At 68.8% G+C, this 13,149-nt stretch carries 13 protein-coding genes; 10 read left to right on the top strand and 3 right to left on the bottom strand.

What is annotated here, in order from left to right:
* Positions 1–44 precede the first annotated feature (44 nt).
* Complete coding sequence (locus tag AC1DEY_RS03195) at positions 45–590, top strand: acyl-CoA thioesterase (protein ID WP_441407778.1); 546 nt, start codon at positions 45–47, stop codon at positions 588–590.
* A gap of 78 nt (positions 591–668) precedes the next feature.
* Positions 669–1,082 (top strand): thioredoxin, encoded by a 414-nt coding sequence (gene trxA / locus AC1DEY_RS03190; RefSeq protein WP_018773584.1) that lies wholly within the window; start codon positions 669–671, stop codon positions 1,080–1,082.
* A 131-nt stretch (positions 1,083–1,213) separates the two neighbouring features.
* On the opposite strand, the gene AC1DEY_RS03185 is transcribed toward trxA, so the two are convergent.
* Positions 1,214–1,492, bottom strand: coding sequence for a putative quinol monooxygenase (locus tag AC1DEY_RS03185; protein WP_390203660.1), 279 nt, complete (start codon positions 1,490–1,492; stop codon positions 1,214–1,216).
* Positions 1,493–1,603: 111 nt separating this feature from the next.
* Between AC1DEY_RS03185 and AC1DEY_RS03180 the strand changes: the two genes are divergently transcribed.
* Complete coding sequence (locus AC1DEY_RS03180) at positions 1,604–3,280, top strand: AMP-binding protein (RefSeq protein WP_476866716.1); 1,677 nt, start codon at positions 1,604–1,606, stop codon at positions 3,278–3,280.
* 36 nt (positions 3,281–3,316) lie between these two features.
* On the opposite strand, the gene AC1DEY_RS03175 is transcribed toward AC1DEY_RS03180, so the two are convergent.
* Positions 3,317–4,297: a DNA-3-methyladenine glycosylase family protein gene (locus AC1DEY_RS03175; RefSeq protein ID WP_476866715.1), complete on the bottom strand. Its 981-nt coding sequence runs from the start codon at positions 4,295–4,297 to the stop codon at positions 3,317–3,319.
* Between the two features lie 163 nt (positions 4,298–4,460).
* Here AC1DEY_RS03175 and AC1DEY_RS03170 point away from each other — a divergent pair, with 163 nt between their 5' ends.
* Positions 4,461–4,883 (top strand): VOC family protein, encoded by a 423-nt coding sequence (locus AC1DEY_RS03170; RefSeq protein ID WP_476866714.1) that lies wholly within the window; start codon positions 4,461–4,463, stop codon positions 4,881–4,883.
* Between the two features lie 58 nt (positions 4,884–4,941).
* Here the strand turns inward: AC1DEY_RS03170 and AC1DEY_RS03165 are convergent, their stop codons facing one another.
* On the bottom strand, positions 4,942–6,075 hold the full coding sequence (locus AC1DEY_RS03165; protein ID WP_476866819.1) for an SLC13 family permease: 1,134 nt from the start codon (positions 6,073–6,075) through the stop codon (positions 4,942–4,944).
* Between the two features lie 142 nt (positions 6,076–6,217).
* Here AC1DEY_RS03165 and AC1DEY_RS03160 point away from each other — a divergent pair, with 142 nt between their 5' ends.
* The 6 genes from AC1DEY_RS03160 (at position 6,218) to AC1DEY_RS03135 (ending at position 13,117) form a co-directional block, all read left to right on the top strand.
* Positions 6,218–7,603: a cystathionine beta-synthase gene (locus AC1DEY_RS03160; protein WP_476866713.1), complete on the top strand. Its 1,386-nt coding sequence runs from the start codon at positions 6,218–6,220 to the stop codon at positions 7,601–7,603.
* Positions 7,604–7,620: 17 nt separating this feature from the next.
* Positions 7,621–8,829, top strand: coding sequence for a cystathionine gamma-synthase (locus AC1DEY_RS03155; protein WP_476866712.1), 1,209 nt, complete (start codon positions 7,621–7,623; stop codon positions 8,827–8,829).
* Between the two features lie 93 nt (positions 8,830–8,922).
* Positions 8,923–9,450 (top strand): winged helix-turn-helix transcriptional regulator, encoded by a 528-nt coding sequence (locus AC1DEY_RS03150; RefSeq protein WP_476866711.1) that lies wholly within the window; start codon positions 8,923–8,925, stop codon positions 9,448–9,450.
* Positions 9,447–10,832: an MFS transporter gene (locus tag AC1DEY_RS03145; protein ID WP_476866710.1), complete on the top strand. Its 1,386-nt coding sequence runs from the start codon at positions 9,447–9,449 to the stop codon at positions 10,830–10,832. The genes AC1DEY_RS03150 and AC1DEY_RS03145 overlap by 4 nt, the downstream gene beginning before the upstream one ends.
* A 101-nt stretch (positions 10,833–10,933) precedes the next feature.
* Entirely contained in the window at positions 10,934–12,292 is a 1,359-nt protein-coding gene (locus AC1DEY_RS03140; RefSeq protein WP_476866709.1) for a glycosyltransferase 87 family protein, read from the top strand.
* A gap of 63 nt (positions 12,293–12,355) precedes the next feature.
* The gene (locus AC1DEY_RS03135) at positions 12,356–13,117 is read left to right on the top strand and encodes an SDR family oxidoreductase (protein WP_476866708.1); all 762 of its coding nucleotides are present in this window, start codon (positions 12,356–12,358) and stop codon (positions 13,115–13,117) included.
* Positions 13,118–13,149: the final 32 nt, after the last annotated feature.

The raw sequence follows: 13,149 nt of genomic DNA, 5'->3' as shown, positions 1-13,149 counted from the left end.
CGCCCCCCTTGGCACGAGTTGTTACTCGCGAGTAACATTGCCTTATGCACCTTCTGTTCCGCACCCTCCTGCTGCTGTTCACGTCCTCGCGCCGCTCGCCGCTGAGCATTTGGGACAACTCATCGCTGCCCTTGCGGGTCCTGCCCACTGACATTGACATCGCCATGCACGTCAACAACGGCATGTACTTCTCGCTCATGGACCTGGGCCGCTTCGACCTCATGGCCCGCAGCGGAACGTGGAAGAAGATGCGCCGCCGGGGCTGGACCCCGGTGGCGGCGGGGGAGACCATCGCCTTCCGCCGCTCGCTGCAGCTTTGGCAGCGGTACACCATCGAATCGAGGATCATCGGGCTCGACTCGAAAGCAATCTACTTCGAGCAGCGGATGGTGGTGGACGGCGAGGTCTATGCGCGTGCGTACATCGCCACCCGGCTGGTCAGCAAAGGCAAGCCCGTCAGCCAGGAGGAAATCATCCGCGAGTTCGGCGCCCCGCCGGCGGATCTGGAACTGCCCGGGTGGATCCATGAATGGCGCGAAACCAACGCCCTGCCCGGCGCCAGGCGCCCGGCTCCGCACGCCTGGGCGTGACCTCCGTACCCGCCTGCCCGGATGTGCCAACAGCGTAATGCCGGGGACAATCCGCGCCTGCTCCCGTACCGTTGACTCATGGCTACCGTAGACATCACAGGTGAACAGTTCGCATCGACAGTCGAGGATAACGACATTGTCCTCGTCGATTTCTGGGCCGAATGGTGCGGCCCGTGCAAGCAGTTTGGCCCCACGTACTCCGCGATCTCAGAGAAGCACCCGGACGTCGTCTTCTCCAAGGTGGACACCGAGGCTGAGCAGCAGCTCGCCGCCGAGGCCGGCATCACCTCGATCCCCACGCTGATGGCCTTCCGCGAAAAGGTCCTGGTGTTCTCCCAGCCCGGCGCCCTGAATGCCCAGCAGCTGGAGCAGGTGGTCGACGCCGTCAAGGCCCTGGACATGGAGGAAGTCCACGCCCATGTGGCCCGGTCCCAGGCCGAGGCCGCCGCAGCGGCGGCCAAGCAGGACGGGACCCAGATTCCGGAAGCCTGAGGCTCCACGGCCTCCTCGGAAACTTAAAGTAACGCGGGGTCACTCCGCGCCCATGAATCCCTCGCAGGATGGGCGCAGAGTGACCCCGCGTTGTTGTGGCGTTCTTTGTGGCGTTGTGGAGGGCGGGGCGCCTAGAGCGTTTCCAGTTTGACCGGCTCGGCCAGCAGTGCGCTGAGGGATTCGTTCAGGTCCTGGACGGCCGTGCCCTTGGAGTGCTTGTCCAGGTCTGCCTGGCTGGCCCAGCGTTCGGTCAGGACGAGCTTGTCCTCGCTGGCCTCCGTGAGCTCGTAGCGGATACAGCCGGGCTCGTTGACTACCTCGTCAATCGCGATATCCAGGGCGAGCTTCACGCGGAAGAATTCGCCGTCGTTGGGGATGAATATGGCCTGAAGGTCAACGGGTGCAGTCATGGCAATTACCCTACCGGGCCGCTGCGCAGCGGCCGGAAGATGACCCAAGATTTCATAGGACTTCCAAGCTTTGCTCTTCTTTTGCCCCCGGTCAGTTGGTAGCGTCACTTCATGCGTGCTTACACAGCCGGGGACACTGACGTCCCGCTGCTCGAGGAAACCATTGGTGCGAACTTCGAACGGATCGCGGCGCGGTTCCCGTACCAGGACGCCCTGATCGAGGCGGCCGCGGTGCCCGGCGAAGAGGCCCGGCGGTGGAGCTACACCAAGCTGAACGACGACGTCGACCGCCTCGCGCGTGCGCTCCTCGCCTTGGGCGTTGCGAAGGGCGAGAGGATCGGCATCTGGAGCCCCAACTGCGCCGAATGGACCATCCTGCAGTACGCCACCGCGAAGATCGGGGCGATCCTGGTCAACGTCAACCCTGCCTACCGCAGCCACGAGCTCGAGTTCGTGGTCCAGCAGAACGGCATGCGCATGCTGGTCACCGCGCCCTCGGACCGGAACAGCGACTACACCGGGATGGCGCGGCAGGCATTGGCGGCGTGTCCGGAGCTGCGCGAGCTGGTCTTCCTCCCCGATGCCGGTCTGGCCGGGCTGAGAGCCGGCGACCCCGGCAACGAGTCGGAGCGCACGTACGCCGAGCTGCTCAAGCGGGCTGACGACGTCGCACATTCCGCCCTGAAGGCGCGCATGGCGGACCTGGACGCGCACGATCCCATCAACCTGCAGTACACCTCGGGCACCACGGGTTTCCCCAAGGGCGCCACGCTGACGCACCACAACATCCTGAACAACGGCTACTCGATCGGCGAGCAGCTGGGGTATACCGAACACGACCGCGTGGTCATCCCGGTGCCGTTCTATCACTGCTTCGGCATGGTGATCGGAAACCTGGCGGCCCTTAGCCACGGCGCCGCCACCATCATCCCCGGCCGGGCGTTCTCACCGGCCGCGGCGCTGGAGGCCGTGCAGGACTTCGGCGGGACCTCGCTGTACGGCGTGCCGACCATGTTCATCGCCGAGCTCGCCCTGCCGGACTTCGCCTCCTACGACCTCTCGACACTGCGCACAGGCGTCATGGCCGGATCGCTGTGCCCGATCGAGGTGATGAACCGGGTCATCGGCGAGATGAACATGAACGACGTCGCCATTTGCTACGGAATGACCGAGACCTCGCCGGTGTCCACCATGACCCGGAGCGTGGACCCCATGGCCCAGCGGACCGAGACTGTCGGCCGGAGCATGCCCAACCTGGAGAGCCGGATCGTGGACCCGGTGACCGGGGATGAGCTGGAACGCGGCGGGATCGGTGAACTGTGCACGCGCGGCTACGCCGTGATGCGGGGGTACTGGAACCAGCCGGACAAGACCGCCGAGGCGATCGACGACGACGGCTGGATGCACACCGGGGACCTCGCCCGGATGGACGCGGACGGCTACATCGTGATCGAGGGCAGGATCAAGGACATGGTGATCCGTGGCGGCGAGAACATCTATCCGCGGGAGATCGAGGAATTCCTCTACACCCACCCGGACATCCAGGACGTCCAGGTGATCGGCGTCCCGGACGCCAAGTACGGCGAGGAACTGATGGCCTGCGTCATCCTCAAACCCGGCGCCGCGCCGCTGGACGCCGCCGGCCTGGCCGAGTTCTGCCGCGGCAAGCTGGCGCACTACAAGATCCCGCGCTACGTGGACGTCCGAGAAAGCTTCCCGATGACCGTCTCCGGCAAGATCCGCAAGGTGGACATGCGCCAGGAGGCCGCGGCCCGGCTGGGCCTCTAAAAAACCGACGCCTGACGGCAACGCGGGCAGGGCGGGTCAGTGGCGGCGGTGGTCCTGGATGGTCATGCGCGGGCCGAAGGTCGGTTTGCGGAAGCCGCTCAGGCCGATCATCCGGACCACCCGCTGCCGGTGCCCTGCCCAGGGGGCCAGCAGGGAGAGCATGCCGGCGTCGTCGGTCCGGCGGCCGGTCAGTGCCGCGCCCACGTAGGCCGCAAGGTGGTAATCGCCCACGGCGATCGAGTCCGGGCAGCCGTGCGTGCGTTGGACCACCTCCGCCGCCGTCCACACCCCGATCCCGGGAAGGGTCTGCAGCTTGGCCCCCGCCTCCACTGCGGGGAGGGCGGCGAGCCGTTCGAGTGCGACGGCGGACCGCAGGGCCCGCATGACGGTTGCCGAGCGCTGCGGGCCCACGCCGGCCTGGTGCCATTCCCAGGACGGAATGTGCAGCCACTGCGCGGCCGTCGGCTGGACCAGCAGATTGGCGGGAGCGACCGTGCCGGCCCCCGGCGCCGGCGTCCCGAAGCGGTACATCAGGTAACGGTAGCCGCGGCGGGCCTCGATGACGGTGACCTTCTGCTCCAGGATGGTCGGCACCAGTGAGTCGATGATCCGGYCGGTGGCGGGCAGGCGCAGCGCGAGGTTCCGGTGTCGGGCTTCAACCACCATGCGCGGGAGCGTGGCATGGAACGCGGGCTCATCGAACCCGGACCAGTCGTCCTCGCTGCCGAGCATGCGCGGGACGGAATCGATGGCGTCCACTGCCCCGGGCCCCCAGGCCTGTGCGTCCACTGCCGGGTCCGCCCGCGGCCCCGCCGTCGCAAGGCGCAAAGTGGCCGGGCCGTGCGGTGTTGTAAACGCGAGCCAGACCCCGTCCGGGGCGGTGCGGATGGCCGGGTCGCCGTGGCCGCGCAGGAGCGGGCCGATGGTCTGCATCAGGTCGAACGGACCACCCGGGTGCCACCGCAGTGAGGCGTCCGCCGCGGCGGCAAGGCCTGCGGGGACGTCGGCAACGGTCATTCAAACATGTTCCCACGGCCCCCTGACGGCGGCCGCATCAGCCGGCGCGGAGCATGGGCCATAGGGCCCTTAACCTCCCGGGCTGCGGGGGCTAGACTCCGGCTGGGGCGTGGCGCGCCGGCGCCCGGATCGTGGCCCGAATCCTTGTTCTTGGGAGAGTGTGATGGCTGGTGGAGTTGTACATTTTGAAATCCCCGCGGACGACGAGAGCCGCGCACGGGAGTTCTACAGTTCGGCGTTTGGCTGGCAGGTCAGCGTCATGCCGGAGATGAGTTACTCCATGATCAAGACGACGCCGACGGATGCGACGGGCATGCCCTCCGTTGCGGGCTCCATCAACGGCGGCATGTTCCACCGCGAAGGAGACCTCACGTCCCCGGTGGTCACCGTGGATGTCGATGACATTGACGCGGCGCTGGAGAAGATCAACTCCTTGGGCGGCACCACGGTCCTGGCGCGGCAGGAGGTCGGCACCATGGGCTGGGCCGCCTACTTCAGGGACACCGAAGGCAATGTGGTCGGTCTCTGGCAGAGCGCCCCGCGTGAGGGTGGCGCCGACGCATCGGCGGATGACATCGGCGCCTGAGGAGCTGCCTGGGACCGGCGCCCGACACCTGCGTCGTCCCCCTTCCACGCACCAGGAATCAGGGCATCCCCGTGGTGAGCCACAGTGCCACCACCGCCAGCGGGACCGTGAGGACGACGGCGACTACGCCGGCCAGGGCGAAGCCTCCCCAGCGGATCTCCACGTTGAGGGCGCGGAGCCGTTCGTGCCACAGAAGCGTGGCCAGGGACGCCCACGGCGTCACCAGCGGGCCCAGGTTTACGCCGATCAGCAGGGCGGCCAGCCGGGCCGGGGAGCCGGCCACCGGTTCCAGGGCCAAATAGGCCGGCAGGTTGTTGACGGCGTTGGCTGCCCCTGCGCCCAGGCCGGCCAGCTGAAGGAGCGCCGGAAGGCTCTCGCCCGTGCCGGCGATCCCGGACAGGAACCCGGCGAGGCCATTGGCGTGCAGGGCCTCCACCACCATGAAGAGCCCGGACGTAAGCATGAGCGGGCGCCAAGGAATCATGGAGCATCGCAGCACGGAGCGCCGCCGCCAGAGGAACAGCAGGAGCAGGGCCGCGGCCGCCGCGATCGCGGGGATCTGCACCGGAACTCCGGAGACCAGCGCCGGCAGCAGGACCACCATGACGCCGGATGCCGCGTAGAGCAGCACCCGGTCCCGCACCTTATGGACCGGCTGCGGGCCGTACTTGCCCCGCAGATCCTTCCGAAACGCCAACCACAGGAGCACCAGCGGCACCAGGATCCCCACCAGGGCAGGCGCCCACACCAGGGCGGCGAACGCGGCGGGGCTGAGCTTGAGCCGGTCCTGTGCCAGCAGGTTGGTCAGGTTGGAGACCGGCAGCAGCAGCGAGGCCGTGTTCGCCAGCCACACCGTGGTCAGCGCGAACGGCAGCGGCGGGATGCGGGCGTGAATGGCCAGCAGCACCACGACGGGAGTCACCAGCACCGCCGTCGTATCCAGTGACAGGAACACCGTGGAAACGGTAGCGAGGGCGATCACGAGGAACCACAGGAGCAGGACCCGGCCGCGGCCCAGGGCGGCCAGCCGCTCGGTGACCACCCGGAAGAGCCCGGCCTCATCCACGAGCTCGGTGACCAGGGACATCGCCACCACGAACGCCAGCACCGGCACTGTCCGTGCCGCGAGTTCCTGGAAAGCCGGCACGGGCAGGAGCCCGGTCGCCAGGGCCACGCATCCGGCCAGCAGCATGCCCCCGGGCAGAGCATAACTCTTGAGCTTCTTGAGCCGGGCGATCCACTTCACCGGCTAATCCTCGCACCCGCCGGAGCGGAACGAGGAGCCGTGGCCCCGTCGACATGGCTGCCGCGCCGGAGACGGTAACTTAGTACCCATGAAGTACGCCCAGTCCATCCTGGACCTCATCGGCCATACGCCGCTCGTCAAACTCAACCACGTGACCGACGGCATCGCAGCCACCGTCCTCGTGAAACTCGAATACCTGAACCCCGGCGGTTCGATCAAGGACCGCATTGCGGCCAAGATGATCGAGGAGGCCGAACGCACCGGCAAGCTCCTGCCCGGCGGCACGATCGTGGAACCGACCTCGGGCAACACCGGCGTGGGCCTGGCGCTCGTGGCGCAGCAGAAGGGCTACCGCTGCATCTTCGTGGTTCCGGACAAGGTCGGCGAGGACAAGCGGGCCGTGCTCCAGGCCTACGGCGCCGAAGTGGTGGTCACACCCACCGCCGTCCCGCCGGACAGCCCGCAAAGCTACTACGGCGTCTCCGACCGGCTCGTCACCGAGATCCCGGGCGCGTACAAGCCAGACCAGTTCTCCAACCCTGCAGCCCCGGCGAGCCACTACGAATCCACCGGTCCCGAGATCTGGAACGACACCGACGGGCTCATCACGCACTGCGTGATCGGCGCCGGGACCGGCGGCACGATCACCGGCACCGGCCGGTTCCTCAAGGAAGTTTCCGCCAAGCGGCCCCAGGCCGAGGGCGGCGTCGTGAAGATCATCGGCGCGGACCCCGCGGGCTCGGTGTACTCCGGCGGGACGGGCCGGCCCTACTTTGTCGAGGGCGTCGGCGAGGACATGTGGCCGGCCAACTATGACAAGTCCGTCCCGGACGACGTCATTGCCGTCAGCGACGCCGATTCCTTCGCGATGACGCGCCGGCTGGCCCGCGAGGAAGGCCTGCTGGTGGGCGGGTCCTCGGGCATGGCCGTCGTGGCCGCACTGGAGGTCGCCAAAGACCTCCCGGCGGACGCCGTCGTCGTGGTCATCCTGCCGGACTCCGGCCGCGGCTACCTCGCGAAGATCTTCAACGACCAGTGGATGCGCTCCTACGGCTTCCTGGCCAGCGGAGACGAGGCGTCGGTCGGCGAGGTCCTCAAGGCCAAGACCGGCGAACTCCCGGACCTCGTGCACATCCACCCCAACGAGTCCGTCCGCGATGTCATCAACATCATGAACGAGTACGGCGTCTCGCACATCCCCGTCCTGTCCCAGGAACCGCCCGTGGTCATGGGCGAGGTGCTGGGCGCCGTGGACGAACGCACCCTCACGGCCAAGCTCTTCCGCGGCGAGGCCAAGCTCTCGGACAAGATCTCCGAACACATGGAGGCACGCCTCCCCGTGATCGGCTCGCTCGAATCGATCTCGACCGCCCGCGAACTCCTCTCCGAGACCGACACCCTCATGGTGACCTTTGTCGGCGCTCCGGTGGGGATTCTGACCCGCCACGACCTCCTCGCCTACCTCAGCAACTGACCAGTTCAAGGAGTCCCATGTCCCAGCCAGAAAACTCTTCCTCGTCCAGCCAGGGGTTCAACACCCGCGCCATCCACGCCGGCCAGGCCTTTGAGCCCCGCACCGGCGCGGTGGTGCCGCCCGTGCACTTCTCCTCGACCTATGCCCAGGACGGCATCGGCGGGCTGCGCGCCGGGTACGAATACGGCCGGGGCACCAACCCCACGCGCGACTCGCTGCAAGAGCAGCTGGCAGCACTGGAAGGCGGGACCGCCGCGTTCTCCTTCGGCTCCGGCCTGGCCGCCGAGGACTCCATGATCCGCGCCCTCACCCGCCCCGGGGACCACATTGTGCTCGGCAACGACGCCTACGGCGGAACGTACCGGCTCATCAGCCGGGTTCTGGGGGAGTGGGGCATCGGCAACACCCCGGTGGACATGTCCGACCTCGACGCCGTCGCGGCAGCCGTCGCGGCAGGCGGCGCGTCCGACGGCGGCGGCAAGACCCGCCTCGTGTGGGTCGAGACGCCGTCGAACCCGATGATGAAGATCACCGACATCGAGGCACTCGCCAAGGTGGCGCACGACGCCGGTGCGCTCCTGGTGGTGGACAACACCTTCGCCTCGCCGTACCTGCAGACCCCGCTGGCACTCGGCGCCGACGTCGTGGTGCACTCCACCACCAAGTACATCGGCGGCCACTCCGACGTCGTCGGCGGCGCGATCGTCGTCAACGACCCGGAGCTGGCGGAGAAGATCGGCTTCGTCCAGTTTGCCGTCGGCGCCGTGTCCGGGCCGATGGACGCCTTCCTGACCACCCGCGGCCTGAAGACCCTCGGCGTGCGCATGGACCGGCACAGCGACAACGCCCAGGCTGTGGCCGAATGGCTGCTGGAGCGCCCCGAGGTCGAGGCCGTGCTGTACCCGGGCCTGCCTTCCCACCCGGGCCATGAGCTGGCCAAGAAGCAGATGAAGAAGTTCGGCGGCATGATCTCCGTGCAGTTCAAGGGCGGCGAGGCCGCGGCGCGCAAGGTGGCCGAATCGACCTCCGTCTTCACSCTGGCCGAGTCCCTSGGCGGSATCGARTCGCTGATGAACTACCCCTCSGARATGACGCACGCCTCGGTCAARGGCACCGAACTGGCCGTCCCGGWCAACCTGATCCGGCTCTCCTGCGGCATCGAGGACGTCGAGGACCTGATCGCGGACCTCGACGCCGCGATCTCCTCCCTGGATGCCGGCAGCTAAGCGGCAGCCAGCTTTACCCGGCGCAGGCGTCATCTGCGCTGCATTCATCCGGCCACCCTAGCTTTCTCTAAGAGAGTCAGCTAGGGTGGCCGCATGGCACTCCGATCAGACTGGTCCCAACGGACCTGCAGCATGGCCCGCGGCCTCGACATCCTSGGCGAYCCSTGGRGCATGCTSGTCCTGCGCGARRTSTTCTTCGGCAACGGCCGCTTCGASGCCATGAAACAGAGGCTGGGGGCGGCCGATTCCGTGCTCACCAAACGGCTCGCCGCGCTCCTGGACGCCGGTCTCCTCACCCGGCGGCCCTACGACGACGGCGGCCGCACCCGCCAGGAATACGTCCTCACCGCCAAAGGCGAGGATGCCCTCCCTGTGCTCAACGCCGTCGTGATCTGGGCCGAAAAGCACCTCCCGGCTCCTTCCGGGCAGGCGCACATGTTCGTCATTCACAGCGGCTGCGGGGAAAGGACCTCCTCGGCCGACACCTGCACGGCCTGCGGGGAACCGCTGACGGCTTCGAACACGAGCTGGCACAGCCTCACCCGCACCGCGGACCCCGTGCCCCTGGCCTCCGCCGGCACGGAAGCCCCTGCCCACCCCCAGAACGGAACCGCCGCATGAGCGCCCCCAAAACCACCATGACCCCCGCGCCCGTCCGCCGCCGGATCCACCCGGCATGGATCGTCGCCGCCGTGGCCTTCCTCGCGCTGGTCGGCGCTGCCGGGTTCCGCGCCGCGCCGGGCGTGCTGATGGTGCCGCTGCAGAACGAGTTCGGCTGGTCCACCACCGTGCTCTCCGCCGCGGTCAGCATCAACCTCGTGCTTTTCGGGCTCACGGCACCGTTCGCGGCAGCCCTCATGGAACGCTTCGGCATCCGCGCCGTCACGGCCGTGGCCCTCGTGCTGATCGGCGCGGGCAGCGCCCTGACAGTCTTCGTGACCCAGTCCTGGCAGATCCTGCTGACCTGGGGACTGCTGATCGGGCTCGGTACCGGATCCATGGCGCTGGTCTTCGCCGCTACGGTCGCCAACACGTGGTTCGCCAAGAGCCGGGGCCTGGTGATCGGCATCCTCACCGCCGGCAGCGCCGCCGGGCAGCTCGTGTTCCTGCCGTTCATCGCCGTCCTGGCCCAGGACGCGGGCTGGCGGCAGGCCTCGCTCCTCATCGCCGCCGGCGCCCTGGCCGTGGTGCCGATGGTGCTGATGTTCCTGAAGAACTCACCGGCCGACGTCGGTGTGCTGCCGTACGGGGCGACGCCGCTGGCCGCGGAAGCGGTCACGGAAGCAGCCACGGAAGCGGCCCCCGGGGCGGCCGCCGGGGCAGCGGCCACCGGGCCGGCAACAACCGGGCCGGCAACGGCGGAGCCGCGCCGGAATGCTGCCGTCCGGGCCCTGCAGGTCCTCAAGCGGGCCAGCAAGGTCCGTACCTTCTGGGCCCTCGTGGCCGGTTTCGCGATCTGCGGCGCGACGACCAACGGGCTGATCGGCACGCACTTCATTCCCTCCGCCCATGACCACGGCATGCCGGAAACCACCGCGGCGGGCCTGCTCGCCGTCGTCGGCCTGTTCGACATCGTCGGCACCATCGCCTCCGGCTGGCTGACGGACCGCTTCAACCCGCGGATCCTGCTTGCCGTCTACTACCAGTTCCGCGGGATCGGGCTGCTGGTCCTGCCGCTGCTGCTCAGCGCCACCGTCCAGCCCAGCATGATCGTGTTCGTGGTCATCTACGGACTGGACTGGGTGGCCACGGTGCCGCCGACCGCCGCGATCTGCCGTCAGGTGTTCGGCGCCGACGGGTCCGTCGTGTTTGGCTGGGTCTTCGCGGCCCACCAGCTCGGCGCGGCCGCCGCGGCACTGGCAGCCGGGGCTGTCCGCGACGCCACCGGCCAGTACACCTACGCCTGGTTTGCTGCCGCCGCCATGTGCACCATCGCCGCCGTCATCAGCGCCACGATCCGCAAAGACGCCCGGAAGCCGGAGTCCATCCCGGTCCCGGCCTAGCTGTTCGGTAGACTGACCCGACAGCGAGGGCGCGTTTCCGCCGCCCCGGACGGAACCGACCAAACGGCCAGCGTCTCACCAGCAGCCCGATTGGGGAATTCATGTCAGTGCTCGATTCCGACCGCAGCCCGGCGCGCCCGTCACCCCTCCCGCAGCTGATCCGGCTCTCCGCGCTCCTGGCTATCGCCGGAGTGGGCTACTTCCTCTGGGTCTCGCTCGGCGTCTGGGCCAAACAGGGCCTGGACTTCAGCGTCTACTGGTACGGCGGGAAGATCCTCAATGACGCCGGCGCGGCGCCGTCCCAGCTGTACGCGGGTAATGTCGACTGGGCCGGCGGGCCGAAGCTGATGTTCACCTACCCGCCGTTCGCCGCCATGGTCTTTGGCCTGTTGGCGCGGCTGCCCCAGACTGCGGCGCTGACCCTGTTCAACGCGGCCGGAGCCGGCGTGGCGGTCCTGACCACGGTCCGCGCGGTCCGGTACTGGAACTCCAAGACCAGTTGGCGCGCCACCTTCCGGGCTCCCGGCAACGTCTGGGCCGCCGCCGTCCTGGTCCTGGCGGTGCTCAACCTCGGCCCGTGGCGCGAGACCCTCGTGTTTGGCCAGATCAACGCCCTGCTGATGGGCCTGATCGCCGTGGACCTGCTGGCCCGCAACCCGCGCTGGACCCGCGGATTCCCCGGCAGCGGCTTCCTGGTGGGCGTCGCGGCCGGCATCAAGCTGACGCCACTGGTGTTCGGACTGTACTTCCTGGTCCGCAAGGACTGGCGTGGACTGGGCAACATGGCTGCCGGCTTCACCGCCACCGTGGTGGTCGGCTGGCTGCTGCGCCCCGCCGAATCCCTGCAGTTCTGGCTCGAGATGCTGCCGGACACCTCCCGGATGGGGGGAGCCGGCTATGTGGACAACCTGTCGCTGAAGGGCGCCCTGCTGCACTTCGGCGTCCCGGAGGCGCACGTCACCGTGCCGTGGCTGGTGCTGAGCCTGGCGGTGGTGGCCCTGGGCGCCGGCGTAATCAAGGCCGCCAGCGATCAGGGCGCGCGCGTGGTCGCGGTGTCGGCGACGGCGCTCACCATGCTGTTGATCAGCCCGGTCTCCTGGTCCCACCACTGGGTGTGGGTCGCGGCCGTCTTCCCGGCCTTCGCCTGGACCTTGCGGGAAGCCCCGCGCCGCTACGCCGGGATGCGCTGGACCATGGGTGCGGTGCTGGGCATCTCGATCCTGGTGTTCTTGTTCTCGCCGAAGACCATCGGCACGGCCCTGGGCGCGGAAAACCTCGATATCCAGACGCCCGGCCTCTGGATCATGGCCTCCAGCGCCGGCGTCTTCTGCGCCCTGGCCCTGCTGGTGTGCTGGCTGGTGGCCCTGCGGCGGGACTCGCTGGCGCCGGGGCTCGACCTCACGTCCGGGCCGGTAGCCGCACAGGACGCCCGGGCCGCCGTCTCCGCTACCTCTTCCTAGGCGCCTCTTCCCGGGTGCGGCTTCTCAGATGCCGTGACGGCCGCCACCGCTAGGCTGGTCGGCATGACTTCCTCAACTCCGCGCAAAACCGCCCTCGTCACAGGTGTCGGCCGGCTCGCCGGAATCGGCGCCGGCATCGCGCGCCGCCTCGCCGCCGACGGCTGGGACCTCGTCCTGACGTACTGGCAGGACTACGACGCGAGGATGCCGTGGGGAGTCCAGCCCGACGACGTCGAACGCCTCACCGCCGAGCTGCAGGCGATCGGCGCCGCCGTCGTGGCCCTGCCGGCGGATTTCGAAGATCCGCAGGCCGTGGACCGGCTGATGGCCGCCGCCGCGGCGGAAGCCGGACCCCTGCAGGGCCTGGTGCTCAGCCATTGCGAATCCGCGGACTCCGGCATCCTGGACACGACCCTGGAAAGCTTCGACCGGCACTTCGCGGTCAACACCCGTGCCAGCTGGCAGCTGATTGCCGCCTTCGCCCGGCAGGCAGGTCCCGACGGCGGGGCCATCGTGGCCCTCACCAGCGACCACACCGCCTTCAACCTGCCCTACGGCGCATCCAAGGGCGCCCTGGACCGGATCGTGATCGCCGCGGCCCGGGAACTCGGCCCGCTCGGGATCAGCTCCAACGTCCTGAACCCGGGACCGGTGGACACCGGCTGGATGGACGGGCCGCTCCGGGACGATCTGGCCCGTCGGCACCCCGGCGGCCGGCTGGGCACCCCGGCGGACGTGTCCGGCACGGTCGCGTTCCTGCTCTCGCCCGAGGGCCGCTGGATGTCCGGCCAGCTGGTCAAGGCCGACGGCGGCTTCTCCGCCTGAGCCGGAACTTCCACCCGGAACCCCGTCGAGAA

The organism is Arthrobacter sp. 05T47, assembly GCF_056395825.1.
The sequence above is the reverse complement of the archived record's forward strand: the minus strand, read 5'-3'. Positions and strand labels throughout refer to the sequence as shown.

Excerpts from the sequence above, each read along its gene's own strand:
- AC1DEY_RS03140 (WP_476866709.1), top strand. The coding sequence starts at position 10,934 with ATGTCAGTGCTCGATTCCGACCGCAGCCCGGCGCGCCCGTCACCCCTC.
- AC1DEY_RS03160 (WP_476866713.1), top strand. The coding sequence starts at position 6,218 with ATGAAGTACGCCCAGTCCATCCTGGACCTCATCGGCCATACGCCGCTC.
- AC1DEY_RS03135 (WP_476866708.1), top strand. The coding sequence starts at position 12,356 with ATGACTTCCTCAACTCCGCGCAAAACCGCCCTCGTCACAGGTGTCGGC.
- AC1DEY_RS03145 (WP_476866710.1), top strand. The coding sequence starts at position 9,447 with ATGAGCGCCCCCAAAACCACCATGACCCCCGCGCCCGTCCGCCGCCGG.
- AC1DEY_RS03165 (WP_476866819.1), bottom strand. The coding sequence starts at position 6,075 with ATGCTGCTGGCCGGATGCGTGGCCCTGGCGACCGGGCTCCTGCCCGTG.
- AC1DEY_RS03180 (WP_476866716.1), top strand. The coding sequence starts at position 1,604 with ATGCGTGCTTACACAGCCGGGGACACTGACGTCCCGCTGCTCGAGGAA.
- trxA (WP_018773584.1), top strand. The coding sequence starts at position 669 with ATGGCTACCGTAGACATCACAGGTGAACAGTTCGCATCGACAGTCGAG.
- AC1DEY_RS03185 (WP_390203660.1), bottom strand. The coding sequence starts at position 1,492 with ATGACTGCACCCGTTGACCTTCAGGCCATATTCATCCCCAACGACGGC.
- AC1DEY_RS03170 (WP_476866714.1), top strand. The coding sequence starts at position 4,461 with ATGGCTGGTGGAGTTGTACATTTTGAAATCCCCGCGGACGACGAGAGC.
- AC1DEY_RS03195 (WP_441407778.1), top strand. The coding sequence starts at position 45 with ATGCACCTTCTGTTCCGCACCCTCCTGCTGCTGTTCACGTCCTCGCGC.